The sequence below is a fragment of the Pseudomonas sp. ASL9 genome (genome assembly GCF_056680335.1).
Genome location: NZ_CM155277.1, coordinates 1,907,847 through 1,925,363, shown reverse-complemented (window position 1 = coordinate 1,925,363; position 17,517 = coordinate 1,907,847). Strand labels below are relative to the sequence as shown.

15 protein-coding genes are annotated in these 17,517 nt (G+C 57.9%); 4 read left to right on the top strand and 11 right to left on the bottom strand.

The window, feature by feature from the left end; all coding sequences use genetic code 11:
• Window positions 1–61 precede the first annotated feature (61 nt).
• Window positions 62–1,129 carry a hypothetical protein gene (locus AC1ME2_RS09065; RefSeq protein WP_480440560.1) on the top strand — a complete coding sequence of 356 codons (1,068 nt, stop codon included), beginning with the start codon at window positions 62–64 and terminating at the stop codon, window positions 1,127–1,129.
• 94 nt (window positions 1,130–1,223) lie between these two features.
• The gene (locus tag AC1ME2_RS09060; protein WP_480440559.1) at window positions 1,224–2,297 is read left to right on the top strand and encodes a hypothetical protein; all 1,074 of its coding nucleotides are present in this window, start codon (window positions 1,224–1,226) and stop codon (window positions 2,295–2,297) included.
• Window positions 2,298–2,350: 53 nt separating this feature from the next.
• Here the strand turns inward: AC1ME2_RS09060 and pgi are convergent, their stop codons facing one another.
• From pgi to dksA, 11 genes are all read right to left on the bottom strand, one after another.
• Window positions 2,351–4,015 (bottom strand): glucose-6-phosphate isomerase, encoded by a 1,665-nt coding sequence (gene pgi / locus AC1ME2_RS09055; RefSeq protein ID WP_480440557.1) that lies wholly within the window; start codon window positions 4,013–4,015, stop codon window positions 2,351–2,353.
• Between the two features lie 224 nt (window positions 4,016–4,239).
• Complete coding sequence (gene panD, locus AC1ME2_RS09050; protein WP_480440555.1) at window positions 4,240–4,620, bottom strand: aspartate 1-decarboxylase; 381 nt, start codon at window positions 4,618–4,620, stop codon at window positions 4,240–4,242.
• A 2-nt stretch (window positions 4,621–4,622) separates the two neighbouring features.
• A complete protein-coding gene (panC, locus tag AC1ME2_RS09045) occupies window positions 4,623–5,474 on the bottom strand; it encodes a pantoate--beta-alanine ligase (protein WP_480440554.1) in 852 nt (283 codons plus the stop codon).
• The gene (gene panB, locus AC1ME2_RS09040; protein WP_480440552.1) at window positions 5,471–6,271 is read right to left on the bottom strand and encodes a 3-methyl-2-oxobutanoate hydroxymethyltransferase; all 801 of its coding nucleotides are present in this window, start codon (window positions 6,269–6,271) and stop codon (window positions 5,471–5,473) included. The genes panC and panB overlap by 4 nt, the downstream gene beginning before the upstream one ends.
• A 232-nt stretch (window positions 6,272–6,503) precedes the next feature.
• Entirely contained in the window at window positions 6,504–6,989 is a 486-nt protein-coding gene (gene folK, locus AC1ME2_RS09035) for a 2-amino-4-hydroxy-6-hydroxymethyldihydropteridine diphosphokinase (protein WP_480440551.1), read from the bottom strand.
• 18 nt (window positions 6,990–7,007) lie between these two features.
• Complete coding sequence (locus tag AC1ME2_RS09030; RefSeq protein ID WP_480440549.1) at window positions 7,008–8,414, bottom strand: polynucleotide adenylyltransferase PcnB; 1,407 nt, start codon at window positions 8,412–8,414, stop codon at window positions 7,008–7,010.
• Between the two features lie 719 nt (window positions 8,415–9,133).
• Window positions 9,134–10,582, bottom strand: coding sequence for a sigma-54-dependent transcriptional regulator (locus AC1ME2_RS09025; RefSeq protein ID WP_480440547.1), 1,449 nt, complete (start codon window positions 10,580–10,582; stop codon window positions 9,134–9,136).
• A gap of 22 nt (window positions 10,583–10,604) precedes the next feature.
• The gene (locus tag AC1ME2_RS09020; RefSeq protein ID WP_480440546.1) at window positions 10,605–13,559 is read right to left on the bottom strand and encodes a sensor histidine kinase; all 2,955 of its coding nucleotides are present in this window, start codon (window positions 13,557–13,559) and stop codon (window positions 10,605–10,607) included.
• A complete protein-coding gene (locus AC1ME2_RS09015) occupies window positions 13,543–13,719 on the bottom strand; it encodes a hypothetical protein (protein ID WP_010796831.1) in 177 nt (58 codons plus the stop codon). The genes AC1ME2_RS09020 and AC1ME2_RS09015 overlap by 17 nt, the downstream gene beginning before the upstream one ends.
• 113 nt (window positions 13,720–13,832) lie before the next feature.
• Entirely contained in the window at window positions 13,833–14,720 is an 888-nt protein-coding gene (gene gluQRS, locus AC1ME2_RS09010) for a tRNA glutamyl-Q(34) synthetase GluQRS (protein WP_480440544.1), read from the bottom strand.
• A gap of 69 nt (window positions 14,721–14,789) precedes the next feature.
• Window positions 14,790–15,233: an RNA polymerase-binding protein DksA gene (gene dksA / locus AC1ME2_RS09005; RefSeq protein WP_480440541.1), complete on the bottom strand. Its 444-nt coding sequence runs from the start codon at window positions 15,231–15,233 to the stop codon at window positions 14,790–14,792.
• A gap of 356 nt (window positions 15,234–15,589) precedes the next feature.
• Here dksA and AC1ME2_RS09000 point away from each other — a divergent pair, with 356 nt between their 5' ends.
• Both AC1ME2_RS09000 and sfsA read left to right on the top strand, forming a co-directional pair.
• On the top strand, window positions 15,590–16,762 hold the full coding sequence (locus AC1ME2_RS09000; protein ID WP_480440540.1) for a pyridoxal phosphate-dependent aminotransferase: 1,173 nt from the start codon (window positions 15,590–15,592) through the stop codon (window positions 16,760–16,762).
• Window positions 16,762–17,475 (top strand): DNA/RNA nuclease SfsA, encoded by a 714-nt coding sequence (gene sfsA, locus AC1ME2_RS08995; protein ID WP_480440538.1) that lies wholly within the window; start codon window positions 16,762–16,764, stop codon window positions 17,473–17,475. The genes AC1ME2_RS09000 and sfsA overlap by 1 nt, the downstream gene beginning before the upstream one ends.
• The last annotated feature ends 42 nt before the right edge of the window (window positions 17,476–17,517 follow it).

Below are 17,517 nucleotides of genomic sequence, written 5' to 3'. Positions count from 1 at the left end.
TCGAGAAAGTTGAACAACTGTTCTGGGCCGATGAAACCACCCATAAAGCGCGGAGCGGCGAATGACGGCCGTGAACTCGTCTTATTACGCGGCCACGGCCTATCGTTCCGACCGTATTCCCAAACAACCGCCGTCGGCAGAGCGCTCGTGGATTCGGCGCTTTGCCAAGATGCGGTTGCCGTGGGGCATGACGCAGGAAATTGTACCGGATGATTTTTTGAGAGAGGCGGCACCAAAAAATCTGCGTCGTGTAGAGAAAGGTCAACAGGAAAAGAAAGAGCAGTTGGCCTTAGGTACTTATGTGCCAGCACCCTATGAACATGTTGACTTCCATGATCGGGAAGATCACGAGCATTTCAGGTTTTCGTTGTGGTCGAAACGATCAAGGTTTTGGATGTATTTACATTTGTTTGGGAAGTGGTTCTTCCTATTTAGTCTGCCGTTGTCCGTGTTTACATTCTGCGGCGTAGGGTTGTCGCTAGGAGAGTTTTGGGGTGACTTAGCCAAAGAAAGCCTCTCAGGTTTTTATTCCTGGTTTATAGGTGGTCCGTTATTTGTTTGGGCACTCGCCTCACTAGTCATCCGCTACTTCCCCCACCTCTGGGTCAAACCCTCCCGAGGCCCGATCTGGGAAATAAACCGTCGTACCGGCCTCGTCACCCTGTTCGATTACGACAATAACGGCGAGTACAAAAAGAACGGCACCATCGGTGAACTGACCGCGCCGTTCTATGAGTTCGACGCCTATATCGCCACAACCCCGGACCGTCAGGGCTTGCCGATGAATGTGCTGTACATCGCCCACCGCTATCGCGACATCGTCATCAATTTCGGCGCGCTGGTTCCGCCAGGCGCTGGCGAGTTGTGCTGTGCCATGTGGGATTTCCTGCAGAACTACATGGACACCAGTCGCCCGCTGCCGGACTTGCCGCGCTACGAAGAATTCCGTCACCTCGACCCCGTCACCGCCCAATACGACCGCGAAGTCGGCCGCAATCCACGGTTGTGGATCGACATGGATGACGAAACGTTTGAAGGGGCGCTCTACCACATGCGTGGCCAGATCGATCAGATCGACACCTTCCGGCGCCCCAACCTGATGGCGCGATACGTGGAGTATGTTGATTGAATTCCAAGGACATGACCTACGCCAAAGCGAACTTCGAGGAAGCTAAACAACTGTTCTGGGCCGATGAAACCACGCATAAAGTGCCGAGCCAGGAATGACTACCATGAGCTCATCTTATTACGCGGTCACGGCTTATCGCTCCGACAGTATTCCCAAGCAACCGCCTTCGGTAGAGCGTTCGTGGCTCAGACGCTTTGCCAAGATGCGTCTGCCTTGGGGCAATACGCAGGAAGTCGCGCCCGATGACTTTCTGCTTCGGCGAAAACCCAACAGCCTGCGGTTTCAGGAGGAAATGAACAAAGAACGAGAAGAGAAGCAAGCACTAGGGACGTATGTTCCAGCACCCTACGAGCATGTGGACTTTCATGATCAGCATGACTATGAGCGCTTCAGGTTTGCCTTATGGTCGAAGCGCTCACACTTCTGGGGCTATTTACATCTTTTTGGGAAATGGTTTTTTTTGCTCGGTCTTCTCCCTGGACTGTTTGCACTGCTAGCTATGATATTTACGGGTAATGATCCATGGCTTGGTGTAGCGATTGAATTCTTTGAGGATGTTTTTTCCTGGTTTTTTGGCATCCCACTTACTTGCTGGGCACTCGCCTCATTAGTCATCCGCTATTTCCCTAAACTTTGGGTCAAACCCTCCCGAGGCCCGATCTGGGAAATAAACCGTCGCACCGGCCTCGTCACGCTGTTCGATTACGACAACAACGGCAAATACAAAAAGAACGGCACCATTGGTGAACTGACCGCGCCGTTCTATGAGTTCGATGCCTATATCGCCACGACCCCGGACCGTCAGGGCTTGCCGATGAACGTGTTGTACATCGCCCACCGCTATCGTGACATCGTCATCAACTTTGGCGCGCTGGTTCCGCCGGGCGCTGGCGAGTTGTGCTGTGCCCTGTGGGATTTTTTGCAGAACTACATGGACACCAGCCGCCCGTTGCCCGACTTGCCGCGCTACGAAGAATTCCGCCACCTCGACCCCGTCACCGCCCAATACGACCGTGAAGTCGGCCGCAATCCGCGACTGTGGATCGACATGGATGACGAAACGTTTGAAGGGGCGCTCTACCACATACGTGGACAGATCGATCAGATCGACACCTTCCGCCGCCCCAACCTGATGGCGCGGTATGTGGAGTATGGGGAGGGGCATTAAAAACCCGCCACCTCTTGCGAGGGGGCGGGTCTTGAGGTGCGGCGAAGGATGGATCAGCCGCGGTGACGACCACGGAAGTAATTGATCAAGCCTTGGGTCGACGCGTCGTCTGCCGGCTCTTCAATGCTGCCGGTCAGGCGGTTGTAGACGCCTTTGCCCAGTTCCTTGCCCAGCTCCACGCCCCATTGGTCGAAAGCGTTGATGCCCCAGATGACGCTCTGGACGAAGACCTTGTGCTCGTACATCGCCACCAGCGCGCCAAGGCGGCGTGGGCTGATGCGCTCTACGACCAGGGTGTTGCTCGGGCGGTTGCCCGGAATCACTTTGTGCGGCGCGAGTTTCTGGACGTCTTCTTCGGCCATGCCTTTGTCACGCAACTCGGCTTCGGCTTCGGCGCGGGTCTTGCCGAGCATCAGCGCCTGGCTTTGCGACAGGCAGTTGGCGTACAGCCATTGGTGGTGGTCGGCCACCGGGTTGAAGCTGACGATCGGTACGATGAAGTCAGCCGGAATCAGCTGGGTGCCCTGGTGCAGCAACTGGTGATAGGCGTGCTGGCCGTTGCAACCTACGCCGCCCCAGATGACTGGGCCGGTGTCGGTGGACACCGGTGAGCCGTCCTGGCGTACGCTCTTGCCGTTGGACTCCATGTCCAGTTGCTGCAAGTGCTTGGTGATGTTGCGCAGGTAGTGGTCGTACGGCAGGATCGCGTGGCTTCGTGCGCCCCAGAAGTTGCCATACCAGACCCCGAGCAGGGCCAGCAGCACGGGCATGTTCTGTTCGAACGGGGCGCTCTGGAAGTGCTGGTCCATGGTGTAGGCACCGGACAGCAGCTCTTTGAAGTTGGACATGCCGATGGCCAAGGCAATCGGCAGACCGATGGCCGACCACAGCGAATAACGACCGCCGACCCAGTCCCACATTGGGAAGATGTTTTCTTCGCGGATCCCAAACGCTACCGCAGCGGCGTTGTTGCTGGAAACAGCGATGAAGTGACGGTACAGCTCGGCTTCGGAACCGCCTTGCGCCAGGTACCAAGCGCGTGCAGCCTGGGCGTTCTTCAGGGTTTCCAGGGTATTGAACGATTTTGACGAGACGATGAAGAGCGTGGTCTCGGCGCGAATCTTCATCGACAGCTCATGGAACTCACTGCCGTCGATATTCGCCAGATAGTGGCAGCGCACGCCTTTCTGCGCGTAGGAAAGCAGTGCTTCGGACACCAGTTCTGGGCCGAGGAAGGAGCCACCGATGCCGATGTTGACCACGTCGGTGATGGGCTTTTCGGTGTAGCCGCGCCATAAGCCGTCGTGAATACGTCCAACCAGCTCGGTGATCTGATTGAGCACCTTGTGCACTTCAGGCATCACGTTGACGCCATTCACCGACAGCTTGTCGCCTACCGGGCGGCGCAGCGCCGTGTGCAGGGCTGGACGGCCTTCGGATGCGTTGACCAGCTCGCCGGCGAACAACGCCTTGATCGCGTCCTGCAAGCCTGCTTCGTTAGCAAGGCCCACCAACAGGTCGCGGGTTTCGTGGGTGATCAGGTTTTTCGAGTAGTCGAGAAATAGCCCGCAACTGCTGAGTGTGAATTCAGTAAAACGTTGCGGATCTGCATTGAACGCCTCGCGCATGCTGAAGTCTTGCATGGCTTCGCGGTGTTGATTCAGCGCCTGCCAAGCGGGCAGGGTCGTCACGTCGAGAGGAGTGCGGTAGTACGCCATCGCTGCGGGTTTCCTTGTACTTGAACTGCCTTTCGGGCACTAAAAAAGCCCGGACGGTGAGTGTGAAGAATTCAATGCCCAGTCGTTGAGCGTAGACGGATAACTGAACACTAACGTCAGTCTGCTCGCCTGTCTGCGCGTTGCTTTGCCTTCGTTCGGTACTATTTCACACGTCAATGGCCGGCTTTCCAGTGGGTCGGTATTGTTGCGTGTCCAGGGCTCGCTCAGGCTACCTGTACGGGTATGGCATTGCTGGTGTGACTAAGTTCATTGCCCGCGGCCATGTACAGCATGCGCGGTTTGAAATTGAGCAGTTCCGCTTCGCTGTAATGGGCATAGGCGCAGATGATCACACGGTCACCGACCTTCGCCTTATGGGCTGCAGCGCCGTTCACCGAAATCATCCGCGACCCTTCTTCGCCACGAATGGCGTAGGTGGTGAAGCGTTCGCCATTGTCGACGTTGTAAATCTGGATTTGCTCGTACTCGCGAATCCCTGACAGGTCCAGCCATTCACCGTCGATGGCGCAAGAGCCTTCGTAGTCGAGTACGGCGTGGGTGACCTGGGCTCGGTGCAGTTTGGCCTTGAGCATGATTGCGTGCATTTTTATTCCTTGGTCAGATGCAGATTGTCGATCAAGCGTGTTGAGCCCATATAAGCCGCTGCCAGAATCACCAGGTCGTGATCTTCCGGTGTGGCTGGGCGAAGGGTGGTCGCGTCACGAATTTCCAGATAGTCGGGGCGAAACCCCACTGCCTTGAGTTGATCCGAACCGGCGGCGAGCAAGCGACTGAAATCGCGTTCGCCGTTATGAATAGCCTCGGCGATCTGACTGATCACCCGATACAGCGTCGGTGCCGCAACACGTTGTTCGTCGCTGAGATAGCTGTTGCGCGACGACAGCGCCAAGCCATCGGCCGCGCGTACGGTCGGTTCGCCGATGATCTGGATCGGCATGTTCAGGTCACGAACCACCGCGCGAATCACCGCCAGTTGCTGGAAGTCCTTCTGGCCAAAAACCGCAAGGTCAGGCTGGACCATGTTGAACAGCTTGCTGACCACGGTGGCCACGCCTTCGAAATGACCGGGGCGACTGGCGCCGCACAGCACGTCAGACAGGTGCGGAACACTGACCAGGGTCTGGCCTTCCATACCATGCGGGTACATTTCTTCGACCGACGGCGCGAAAAGCAGATGGCAGCCGGCCTGCAGCAGCTTCTCCTGATCGGCGGGCAACGTTCTTGGGTAGGTCGCCAGATCCTCGGTCGGGCCGAACTGCAGCGGGTTGACGAAGATGCTCGCCACCACAAAATCGGCACGCTGGGCGGCCTTGACGACTAATGCCGCGTGGCCGCTGTGCAGGTTGCCCATGGTGGGGACCAGACCGATCCGTTTGCCTTCACCGCGCGCCCGAGCGACGGCGGCACGCAACTCACGTACGGTTTTTACTGTGTTCATGCCGAGAATCCGTGTTCAGTTGCCGGGAAGCTCACATCTTTAACCGCAGCGACATAAGCCTGCAACGCTGACTGGATATCCGGCTGGCCAGTCATGAAGTTTTTCACGAACTTGGGCACGCGGCCGGTGATGGACAGGCCGAGCATGTCATGCAGCACCAGTACTTGACCGTCGGTCGCACTGCCAGCACCGATTCCGATCACCGGGACTTTTACCGCATGGGTGATTTCCTGGGCCAGTTCACTCGGCACGCATTCGAGCAGGATCATGGCGACCCCAGCTTGCTCCAGCGTAATGGCGTCGGCGCGCATCTGACGGGCCTGGGCCTCCAGACGGCCCTGTACTTTATAGCCCCCGAGGATGTTCACCGATTGCGGTGTCAGGCCCATATGCGCGCAGACCGGGATCCCGCGTTCGGCCAGCAACCGAATCGATTCGGCGAGCCAGGCGGCACCTTCGACCTTGATCATGTGCGCACCGGCTTGCATCAACTGCGCGCTGTTGGTGAACGTCTGCTCAAGGGTGGCGTAGGCCATGAACGGAAGGTCAGCGAGAATCAATGCCCCCTGATTGCCGCGCTTGACGCAGGCAACGTGGTAAGCCATCTCGGCATTGGTAACGGGTAGAGTGCTGTCATGGCCCTGCAACACCATGCCCAGAGAGTCACCGACCAGCAGAACTTCGACACCGGCCTGGCTGGCTGCGTGAGCAAACGTCGCGTCATAGCAGGTCAGCATGGTGATCTTCTCACCTTTCTGCTTGAGGCTTTGCAGGGTCGTCAGGGATATGTCTGGCATGAAAAAGTCCTCGTTCAGGCGCTGTGAAAACTACTGCGAGCAACGCGTGAGATCATCTGAAAAAACAGGCACACCGTCTTTGGCGGTGTTTATCCGTGGCCTGATTTGCGCCCTTGTGCCCGGTAGGGAACAGCGGGACGCCTATCTTCGTGAGGAGGGGGCGTGAAGTCAATTACAGGTGTTACCGTTTTTGTGTAGCTGTTACCCATAATCCCCAGATAGGTCGTATGGATTATACGCTTGCGGGTAGGCGCTCAAGCCCGACGAATGGGCAGTCTGCCAGTAACTGATCAAGGGGGCGGCCGTCGGCCAGTAATAGTTGAGGCGCAAGTTCGGCCAAGGGATACAGAACAAAGGGCCGGGCATGCAGGTGATAGTGCGGCACCTTTAAGCGCACCTCATCGATCAGGCGTTCGCCGTAGATCAGAATATCCAGGTCCAGCGTACGTGGGCCCCAACGCTCATGCCGTTCGCGGCCTTGATCGAGTTCGATGGCCTGCAATGCATCGAGCAACGCCAAGGGTTCAAGTTCGCTGTCCAGTGCGGCGACCGCATTGGTAAAACGTGGCTGACCGGGCAGCAACGAATTACTCGCATAAAACGAAGACACGCCCACCAGCCTGGAGTGCGCCAATTGCGCCAAGGCTTTGAGGGCGTTGCGCAGTTGTTCGGCCGGATCAGCCAGATTGCTGCCCAAGCCAATATAGACACGCTCCATGATCAATCGCCCCCTCTATCAGTCACCTGACGTGGTCGGTCCGTCGGTGGCATTGCGCTTGCGTTTGCTGCCACTGCTGCGACGGCGTTTGCGCGGTGCGGCACCGGTACCATCAGGCTTGTTGCCCAGGTCACGAATCATGTTGCGTCGTTCGCTGTCGTTACCTTCCTGATAGTCAGTCCACCAGTCGCCTAGACCGTCGGTCTCTTCACCGGCGGTTTCGCGTAGCAGCAAGAAGTCGTAGCCCGCACGGAAGCGCGGGTTATCGAGCAACAGATCGGCGCGTTTGCCGGAACGACGAGGCAAACGTTCCTGCATGTCCCAGATCTCGCGGATCGGCATGGTGAAACGCTTGGGAATAGCAATGCGCTGGCACTGTTCGGCGATCAGTTCGTGGGCGGCTTCCTGCATGGCCGGAATCGGTGGCATCCCACGGTCCTGCAAACGAATCACTTTGGCCGGCAGGGCAGGCCAGAGCAGTGCGGCAAACAGGAAGGCGGGGGTAACCGGTTTGTTCTGCGAAATACGCAGGTCGGTATTGGCCAATGCTTCGCTGATCAGCGTGTGGGTGTACGTAGGGTTGAGTTCCAGGGCGTTGGCGCTGGCCGGGAACAGCGGCTCGAACAGTTCGAGGTCGACCAGCATTTCGAAGGTGGATTCAGCATAGCCGGACAGGAACAACTTCAGCACTTCTTCGAACAGGCGCGCGGAAGGAATGTCTCGCAGCATGGGTGCTAACTGCTGGATCGGCGTGGCGCTGTGTTTTTCAATGCCGAAATCCAGCTTGGCGGCGAAACGCACGGCCCGCAGCATCCGCACCGGATCTTCTTTATAGCGTTGCTGTGGATCGCCAATCAGGCGGATCAAGCGATTGCGAATGTCGTGCACGCCATTGGCGTAGTCGAGGACGCGCTCGCTGACCGGATCGTAATACAGCGCGTTGATGGTGAAGTCGCGGCGTTGGGCGTCTTCTTCAAGGGTGCCGTAAACGTTGTCGCGCAGGATGCGTCCGCTTTCGTTGCGAGAAGACTGATTGCTGTCCTCTTCTTCATCATCTTGCGGATGGTTGGCGCGAAAGGTGGCGACTTCGATGATTTCCCGACCGAAATGGACGTGAACCAACTTGAAGCGACGGCCAATGACGCGCGCGTTACGGAACTCGGCGCGCACTTGTTCCGGCGTGGCGCTGGTGGCGACGTCGAAATCCTTGGGGGTTATATGCAGCATCAGGTCGCGCACGCAGCCGCCGACCAGATAGGCCTGATAACCGGCGTTCTGCAGGCGTTCGACAATACTGACGGCATAACGGCTGAATTGGCCGCGTTGCAGCGAATGCTGGCTGCTGGTGAGCACTTCAGGCGTGCTGCGTATATGTTGCGGTCGACGCACGGGAGAACGGAATGACTGGAATAGCTTCTTCAGCATGGGATGCACTGTTTGAAGGGATATTCGGCCAAAAAACAGGAATGACCGCATGATGGGCGGGGATTCTAGCATTTAGTCGGGGGATGGTGTAGGAAGCTGCGCACAGAGGGCTGTGTCAGGAGCCGTTAGCGGGAGATCACGAGGGGTGTTACAGAAGCTACTGGGGGAGCCGAAGCTCCCCCAAAGTGTTTGCGCTTTATTTTTATTATTAAGTCGGGCTTTTTGTTTTTATTAAGTGCCCAATCCACAAGGTTTTCGCTTGTGAAACCTCCCAATCGGGAGTCAAGAGCAAACGGATTGCTTTGGTCGCTGCGTTGCAATGATCGTTCGATCCAACCAGTTCAGGCTCTACCTAAGGGTAGTTTTTATTGTTCTCGGCCTGGTTGCGGGGCAAGCCCCAAATACAACACCTCTCCAAAAGAATCAGTTAGCTGCGCCTCCGCCGTGTTGTTTTTATTGTGCGTGAGTCGATTCGTCTTATTTTTATTGTCTGTCGCATGGCTTGTTATTGTTCTTGTACAAGACATATAGCAGGACCTGTGCCAACTTTTTAAATCCCTTTGAAATCGGGGGCTGGCGGGGAGTGGCGGTTTTTTTGAGGCACAAAAAAGCCGGGTCTTCGTTACCATAAGACCCGGCTCTTGTTACGCGATATGAAGCAGGTAACAGTTATTTAAAGGCAGGAGCACCGCGTGCTAGAGCCTTTAGGTCCTTTTTCCTCAGCTCTCGTTGGCAACACCGGTTTTGCGACGCGGGATACCCAGACGCTGACGCCGTTCCCACAGGCATTTACGGCTGACCCCGAGTTTGCGGGCCAATTCGGTTTCGGTCATGTGGTCCTGATGCTCGAGAACGAAGTGCTGGAAGTAGTCTTCCAGTGACAGGTCTTCGGTCGGATCGTGGCTGGTAGAACTGGATGAGCTCTGCTGCGGCGCCAGGCCCATGAAGTCGTCATCATCCAGATCGCTCAGCTCGATATCGATGCCCAGCAGCTCCGCAGAGATTTCCGGGCTTTCGCACAGAATCACGGCGCGCTCGACGGCGTTTTCAAGCTCGCGAACGTTACCGGGCCAGGTGTAGTGACGAATGGCCTGCTCGGCATCCGGGGCGAATTTCAGGTCCGTGCGCCCGACTTTCGCGCTTTGGCGGGCGAGAAACGCATGGGCGATGTCATTGACGTCGGCGCCACGCTCGCGCAGGGCTGGCAATTTCAGGGCGATAACGTGCAGACGGTAATACAGGTCTTCACGGAACTGGCCGATCTTGGCCAGGCTCTTGAGGTCACGGTGGGTGGCGGCAATCAAGCGCACATCGACCTTTTGCGATTGCACCGAGCCGACGCGACGAATCTCGCCTTCCTGGAGCACGCGTAGCAGGCGTGCCTGGGCCTCAAGTGGCAACTCGCCGATCTCATCGAGGAACAGGGTGCCGCCGTCAGCGGCTTCTACCAGGCCTGCACGGCCTGCACTGGCGCCGGTGAATGCACCTTTCTCGTGGCCGAACAGCTCGGACTCGATCAGCGATTCCGGGATCGCGGCACAGTTCACCGAAATCATCGGTGCCTTGGCGCGTTTGGACAGGTTGTGCAGGGCGCGGGCCACCAGCTCTTTGCCGGTGCCTGATTCGCCCTGAATCAGCACGTTGGAGTCGGTCGGCGCGACTTTGCGGATCTTGACGTAAAGATCCTGCATCGGAGCACACGAGCCAATAATGCCGATTTCACCGTTGCTGTTATCGACCGCGCCTTTATCGGAGCCGCCGGCACCAGCAGGTTTTGAAGCCGCGGCGCTGCGCTCGGCCTGCAGGCTTTGGATGCTTTGCCTGTCACGCAGAATACGCGCGACGGCCTGGAGCATTTCGTCGTGGTCAAAGGGTTTGGCGATGTAGTCCACCGCGCCCATTTTCATCGAGTCCACGGCAGAGCGCAGGCTGGCATAGCTGGTCATGATCAGGACAGGTTTACCCTGGCCCAGTTTGATCAGCTCGGTACCGGGTGCGCCAGGCAGGCGCAGATCACTGACGATGAGGTCAAACGAGGGGATGTTGAAACGTTCCTGGGCTTCCTGCACTGAACCGGCTTCGCTGACCTGGTACTGGTTGCGTTCCAGTAGGCGTCGCAGGGCCGAGCGGATAATTGTTTCGTCTTCGACGATCAGAATGTGCGGCATTGATTTGATACTCTCGACGGTCTCAGTTCACAGCGGACGTCGCTTCGACATGGCGCGGTAGTGTCACCCGAATACGGGTACCGCGTTGGTGCTCGGGGTCGGCCGGGCTGTCGATGGTGATCTGTCCATAATGCTCTTCAACGATGGAATAGACCAGTGCGAGGCCCAGTCCGGTGCCTTCTCCCGGATCCTTGGTGGTGAAGAATGGTTCGAACAATCGGTCCATGATCGCCTTGGGAATTCCACTGCCTTCATCTTCTACGATCAGATCGACAGTGTGTTCCGATACTTCGCTTTTAACCCGTACCGCGCCGCCTGAAGGGGTTGCGTCCCGGGCATTGGTGAGCAGGTTGATCAACACTTGCGCCAACCGTTGCGGATCGCCATCGACCCAGTGTTCGGGGTTGCACAGGTTGAAGAACTGCACCTCGTAGTTGCGCCGGTTCAGCGCGAGCAGACCAATGGCATCTTGCGCCACTTCGGCCAGGCACACCGGTTCGTCGGAATGTTGATGACCGCCAGCGTGGGCGAAGCTCATCAGCGACTGTACGATGCGTGAAACACGTTTGGTCTGCTCGAGAATCTGGCTGCTGATTTCGGTCAGTTCGCTGTCGTCCTCGCGCTCTTCGCGCAGGTTCTGCGCCAGGCAGGCAATACCGGTGATCGGATTGCCGATTTCGTGGGCAACACCGGCCGCCAGCCGACCGATGCTGGCCAGTCGTTCGGAGTGGACCAGTTTGTCTTCGAGCATCTGGGTGTCGGTCAAATCTTCAACCAGCAATACCAGGCCGCTGTTCCCGGGGGCGAGCGGTTCATCAATCGCGGCTTTGTGCAGGTTCAGCCAGCGGGTCTGGCCGTCGAGGCCCAAGCGTTGTTTGTGCAGGTGTTCGTCGGGCAGGTCGATAAAGCCCTGCAGCAACTCTTTCCATGGGTTGGCGATGGTTTCCAGTCGCGATCCCACCACACGCAGGGCCGCGATGCCGGTCAACTCTTCCATGGCCTTGTTCCACATCAGGATCTCTTGATCCTTGGCCAGTGAGCAGACGCCCATTGGCAGCTCTTGCAGGGTCTGGCGATGATAGCGGCGCAAGGCATCGAGTTCGGCGGCAAGGCCAGTCAGCCGTGAGTGGTAGTCCTCGAGTCGACTTTCGATAAAGTGAATGTCTTCGGTCACGTAGTTTTCGCTGCCGGACTTATACGGCAGGAAAGTTTCAACCATGTCCTGAGCGACGCTGGGGCCCATCAGCCCGGACAGGTTGGCCTCGATCCGGTCGCGTAAGCGGCGCAGGGCATAAGGCCGACGCTCATCAAAGGGCAGGTAAAGATCGCGCAGTGCCTGTTCGACTTCTTTTTGTGCGGCCTTGGCGCCGAGGGGTTTGGCCAGCTGGGTGGCGAACTCCTGGGGTGAGGCTGCGTGCAGCTCGCGCCGTTGTGGGCGCCGCACGTTGTCGACGGCGCACGCTTCAGCAGCGCTGGCTTCTTCCGGGCTGGCATTACTGAACAGCGAAATCAGGGTGAATATCAGAACGTTGGCCGCCAGGGAGGCGATGGCTGCCATGTGCCAGCTGGTGTCGTCGAGCACGTAAATCATGTTCAACAGTGGGATGTAAAATCCCTGCAAATTGCCGATCAACGGCAACAACATGGTGACCAACCACACGAGGATCCCAGCCAGCAACCCAGCGATAAAGCCGCGACGGTTGGCCGTTGGCCAATACAGGACCGACAGCACGCCCGGTAAAAACTGCAACGTGGCGACGAAGGCCACAATGCCCAGATTCGCCAAGTCCTGCTGTGCACCCAGCAACAGGTAAAACCCGTAGCCCGCCATGATGATCGCGACGATCAGTGCTCGACGGGTCCACTTCAGCCAGCGGTAGATGTTGCCTTCAGCAGGTGGCTGATACAGCGGCAACACCAAGTGATTGAGGGCCATCCCGGACAGCGCCAGGGTGGTGACGATGATCAGTCCGCTTGCCGCCGATAACCCACCGACATACGCCAGCAGCGCCAGCGCTCTGTTGTTGGCGGCAATACCGATACCCAAGGTGAAATATTCAGGGCTGGTGGTCGCGCCGAGTTTAAGGCCCGCCCAGAGAATCAGCGGCACGGCCAGGCTCATCAACAGCAGAAACAGCGGCAAACCCCAACTGGCGCTGACCAGTGAGCGCGGATTGAGGTTTTCGGTGAAGGTCATGTGGTACATGTGCGGCATGACAATCGCTGAGGCGAAGAACACCAGCAGCAACGTGCGCCAAGGGCCTTCTTGCAACGGTGTGTGCAGGGCGGCGAGGGCGGCCTGGTTTTGCAGCAACCACTGTTCAAGCTGCTGCGGGCCGTCGAACACACCGTACAACGCATACAGACCAATGCCGCCGACGGCGATCAGCTTGATCACCGATTCGAAGGCGATGGCGAACACCAGCCCTTCATGCTTTTCCCGGGTCGCGATGTGCCGTGAACCGAAGAAAATAGTGAACAGCGTGATCAGTGCGCAGAACGCCAGGGCAACGCGGTTCTGCACAGGTTCGCGGGTCAGGATACCGATGGAGTCGGCCACGGCCTGGATCTGCAAGGCCAGTAACGGCAGGACGCCGATCAACATGAAGATGGTGGTCAGCGCGCCGGCCCAGGTGCTGCGAAAGCGAAAGGCAAACAAGTCGGCCAGTGATGATAACTGGTACGTGCGGGTGATCTTGAGGATCGGGTACAGCAATACGGGCGCCAGCAGAAAGGCCCCGGACACGCCAAGGTAGCTGGAAAGAAAGCCGTAGCCATACTGATAGGCCAGACCGACCGTGCCATAAAAGGCCCAGGCGCTGGCATACACCCCAAGCGACAGGGTGTAGGTCAGGGGGTGACGAATGATCCAGCGCGGAATCAGGCCGCGTTCACTGACCCAGGCGACGCCGAACAGCACCAGCAAATAGGTGGCACTGATCAGGATCATCTGGGTCAGGCTAAAGCTCATCGGCATCACGTTGACTCTGCAGGATAAAGGTCACGACGATCAGAATCAGCCAGAGTAAATACGGGCGATACCACGCGCCTGTCGGGTCAATCCACCAATCCATGATGGCCGGGGAAAAAAGGTATATCCCCACCACCAGGAGCAGGACCAATCGATAGATATACATGCTGGCCTCTCTGTGAACACGCCGTCACGGACGGGCGATGGTACTGGATGGCAGCCAAGCTGCAAGTGGCGTTTTGCTAACCGCTCACGCCGGGGTGCACTTGCCGCTCTAGCTCAGCTTAATCGAGCCTCTTCAAGGCTGTGGGTGCGCGGGATAAGTGCCGCGTCCCAGTGGCGAATTCCCCAATCAAGTAACTCTCTCAGGCTGGCATATTCAAGCTCGTTGCTGACGGGTTGGCCCAGCGCACGCAGGGCTCGCAGCAGGAGCGGGTTGGCTTGATCGCTCGGCAACGGCGGTGAGCGATACGACTTACCCAGCTTGTTGCCGTCGGGTTGGGTAATCAGCGGTACATGCAGATAGCGGGGTTGAGGCAGGCCGAGCAGTTCCTGCAGGTAGAGCTGGCGGGGCGTGGAGTCGAGCAGATCGGCACCCCGCACGATATCGGTGACCCCTTGCCAGGCGTCGTCGATCACTACCGCCAATTGATAGGCGTAGAGGCCATCACGCCGACGAATGACGAAATCGCCGACGTCTCGCCCCAGATGCTGAGCAAACTCGCCCTGCACACGGTCGGTAAATCGATACTCCAGCTCCGGCACGCGGATGCGTACCGCCGCGTGGTCAGGGTCATGCCCTGCATTGCGGCACAAGCCTGGATAAACACCGTGGAAGTCTTCCAACTGCTTGCGCGAGCACGTGCAGGCGTAAGCCAGGCCCTGGCTCAACCAGCGATTAACCACCTGGGCATAAGCCTCATGGCGCTGGCTTTGATAGAGGACCTCGCCATCCCACTCGAAGCCATAGCGCTCGAGAGTTTGCAGAATAGCCAACTGCGCACCGGCGACTTCGCGCGGCGGGTCGAGGTCTTCCATGCGCATCAGCCATTGGCCGCCTGCCGCACGCGCGTCAAGGTACGAGGCCAAGGCCGCGACCAAGGAACCAAAATGCAGGTAACCGCTAGGGGTTGGCGCAAAGCGCCCGATATAGGAGGGGGATTTCATGAGCGTGATGTTACTGGAATTCAAAAGGTCCAGAAACAAGAAGGGGCGCCTGAGCGCCCCTTTTTCAGGTCATTTACCGACCTGTTTTTCCTTGATTTCTGCCAAGGTTTTGCAATCGATGCAAAGGTCGGCAGTAGGGCGGGCTTCGAGTCGGCGGATACCGATCTCTACGCCGCAGGATTCACACCAACCGTATTCTTTGTCCTCGATCAGTTGCAACGTCTTGTCGATTTTTTTGATTAGCTTGCGCTCGCGATCACGAGCACGCAGTTCCAGGCTGAACTCTTCTTCCTGGCTGGCGCGATCTGAGGGATCGGGGAAATTGGCCGCTTCGTCCTTCATGTGGACCACGGTCCGATCGACCTCTTGCATCAACTGCACCTTCCATTTCTTGAGGATGCTGGTGAAGTGCTGGCGCATGGGCTCGCCCATATACTCCTCGTCCTTACTTATTACGTAAGGTTCGAAGTCGCGTATTAGCTGACTGCTCTGCTGCTTTTCTTGGGTGGGCATGAATGGACCGCCTCTTACTCTTCTAATCCATTGCGCAGGAATGATCCATCACCGACACCTGCCGGCCCTGCGGCTGCAAGCGGGCGAACTTACCAGATCGAATCGGACCGCGCCACTCCCTGTTGTCGAGGGTATTGTTGTCGTTCGCCTTTAAAGGCCCTGATGGTTGGACATGGTGCATAAAAAAGCGTTCGAAAAACTAATTTTAGCCCCCGCAAGAGCGCCTGTTCGGTTTTATTTTTTATCTGAATGCGGGACCGTTCATTAGTAAAACGCATCATTAAACGGACTCTTGGGCGGGCGCTTGGGTAGAATCATGCGATTGATATTTCGACTCTCCTCATAAAGGAAGACTCATGGCTCAGCCCTACAGTGCGCGCAGTCGCGCCATCGAACCTTTTCATGTCATGGCGTTGTTGGCGCGGGCGAATGAACTACAGGCGGCGGGCCACGATGTCATTCATCTGGAGATCGGCGAGCCGGATTTCACCACCGCCGAGCCAATCATTGCAGCCGGTCAGGCGGCGTTGGCTGCGGGCAAAACCCGCTACACCGCAGCCCGTGGCTTGCCAGAGTTGCGTGAAGCCATTGCCGGCTTCTACGCCCAACGCTACCAGGTAACTGTCGATCCACACCGAATTCTCGTGACGCCCGGTGGTTCGGGTGCCTTGCTGCTTGCCAGCAGTCTGCTGGTCGACCCCGGCAAGCACTGGCTGTTGGCCGATCCAGGTTATCCCTGCAACCGGCATTTCCTCCGGCTGGTTGAGGGGGCTGCTCAGTTGGTGCCGGTGGGACCGGACGTTCGTTATCAACTGACGCCGGGGCTGGTGGCACAGTACTGGGATCAGGACAGTGTCGGTGCACTGGTCGCATCGCCAGCCAACCCGACCGGCACCTTGCTCCAGCGCGATGAACTGGCTGCGTTGTCAGCAGCATTGAAAGCGCGCAACGGCCATTTGGTGGTGGATGAGATCTACCACGGTCTGACTTACGGCTGCGATGCGGCCAGTGTGCTTGAAGTCGATGATGACGCATTCGTTCTCAATAGTTTCTCCAAATATTTCGGCATGACCGGCTGGCGTCTGGGCTGGCTGGTCGCGCCCGAAGATGCTGTGGCGGACCTGGAAAAACTCGCACAAAACCTCTACATCAGTGCGCCCAGCATGGCCCAGTATGCCGCGCTGGCCTGTTTCGAGCCGCAGACCCTGGCGATTCTCGAAGAGCGGCGTACCGAGTTCGGGCGTCGGCGTGACTTCCTGTTACCGGCCTTGCGCGAAATGGGTTTTGGCATCGCCGTCGAGCCAGAAGGCGCTTTTTACCTTTACGCGGACATCAGCGCCTTTGGCGGCGATGCGTTTGCGTTCTGTCGGCACTTTCTTGAAACCGAGCATGTCGCGATCACCCCAGGGCTGGACTTCGGCCGTTTTCAGGCGGGTCATCACGTACGGTTTGCCTACACCCAGAGCCTGCCGCGTTTGCAGGAAGCGGTTGAGCGGATCGCCCGTGGTTTGCGGACGTGGCAGGGCTGATGCGCTTTTCTCCCGAGCTTGAGCAAGGTCGTCTAGTGATTCGCTACAAGCGTTTTCTCGCCGACATTGAAACGGCAAACGGTGAAAAGCTGACCATTCACTGCCCCAACACCGGTTCGATGTTCAACTGCATGGCGCCGGGCGGGCGTGTCTGGTTCAGTCGCTCAAACGATCCCAAACGCAAGTTGCCGGGTACGTGGGAGATCAGTGAAACCCCGCAAGGGCGCTTCGCCTGCGTCAATACCGGGCGGGCGAATCACCTGGTGGAGGAGGCTTTGCGCGCTGGCGTGATCGCGGAGCTGAACGGCTATACCGCACTCAAGCGCGAAGTGGCTTACGGTCAGGAAAACAGTCGGGTGGATTTTCGCCTGGACTACCCGAGCGGGCCGGCTTTTGTCGAGGTCAAAAGCGTGACCCTGGGTTTTGACAACTCGCGGATTGCGGCCTTTCCAGATGCGGTGACCCAGCGCGGTGCGCGTCACCTTCGGGAGCTGGCGAGCCTGGCTCGGGAGGGCGGGCGTGCGGTGCTGTTGTATTGCGTCAACTTGACCGGGATCGACGCGGTACGCCCGGCCGAAGAGGTTGATCCGGCTTATGCTGCTGCCCTGCGTGACGCTATTGCGGCAGGTGTTGAAGTGCTGGCCTATGGTGTGCAACTGACCCCTGAAGAGGTCTGGATTGACCGGCGGCTTGAGGTGCATTTAGGGCAGTGAGCGTGGCTAGGGTCTGTTGACGTTTGGTGGCGGTCGTTACCA

What these genes read in the sequence shown, in the direction of transcription:
- AC1ME2_RS09065 (WP_480440560.1), top strand. Translation starts at nt 62, where the DNA reads ATGACGGCCGTGAACTCGTCTTATTACGCGGCCACGGCCTATCGTTCC.
- AC1ME2_RS09060 (WP_480440559.1), top strand. Translation starts at nt 1,224, where the DNA reads ATGACTACCATGAGCTCATCTTATTACGCGGTCACGGCTTATCGCTCC.
- pgi (WP_480440557.1), bottom strand. Translation starts at nt 4,015, where the DNA reads ATGGCGTACTACCGCACTCCTCTCGACGTGACGACCCTGCCCGCTTGG.
- panD (WP_480440555.1), bottom strand. Translation starts at nt 4,620, where the DNA reads ATGCACGCAATCATGCTCAAGGCCAAACTGCACCGAGCCCAGGTCACC.
- panC (WP_480440554.1), bottom strand. Translation starts at nt 5,474, where the DNA reads ATGAACACAGTAAAAACCGTACGTGAGTTGCGTGCCGCCGTCGCTCGG.
- panB (WP_480440552.1), bottom strand. Translation starts at nt 6,271, where the DNA reads ATGCCAGACATATCCCTGACGACCCTGCAAAGCCTCAAGCAGAAAGGT.
- folK (WP_480440551.1), bottom strand. Translation starts at nt 6,989, where the DNA reads ATGGAGCGTGTCTATATTGGCTTGGGCAGCAATCTGGCTGATCCGGCC.
- AC1ME2_RS09030 (WP_480440549.1), bottom strand. Translation starts at nt 8,414, where the DNA reads ATGCTGAAGAAGCTATTCCAGTCATTCCGTTCTCCCGTGCGTCGACCG.
- AC1ME2_RS09025 (WP_480440547.1), bottom strand. Translation starts at nt 10,582, where the DNA reads ATGCCGCACATTCTGATCGTCGAAGACGAAACAATTATCCGCTCGGCC.
- AC1ME2_RS09020 (WP_480440546.1), bottom strand. Translation starts at nt 13,559, where the DNA reads ATGCCGATGAGCTTTAGCCTGACCCAGATGATCCTGATCAGTGCCACC.
- AC1ME2_RS09015 (WP_010796831.1), bottom strand. Translation starts at nt 13,719, where the DNA reads ATGTATATCTATCGATTGGTCCTGCTCCTGGTGGTGGGGATATACCTT.
- gluQRS (WP_480440544.1), bottom strand. Translation starts at nt 14,720, where the DNA reads ATGAAATCCCCCTCCTATATCGGGCGCTTTGCGCCAACCCCTAGCGGT.
- dksA (WP_480440541.1), bottom strand. Translation starts at nt 15,233, where the DNA reads ATGCCCACCCAAGAAAAGCAGCAGAGCAGTCAGCTAATACGCGACTTC.
- AC1ME2_RS09000 (WP_480440540.1), top strand. Translation starts at nt 15,590, where the DNA reads ATGGCTCAGCCCTACAGTGCGCGCAGTCGCGCCATCGAACCTTTTCAT.
- sfsA (WP_480440538.1), top strand. Translation starts at nt 16,762, where the DNA reads ATGCGCTTTTCTCCCGAGCTTGAGCAAGGTCGTCTAGTGATTCGCTAC.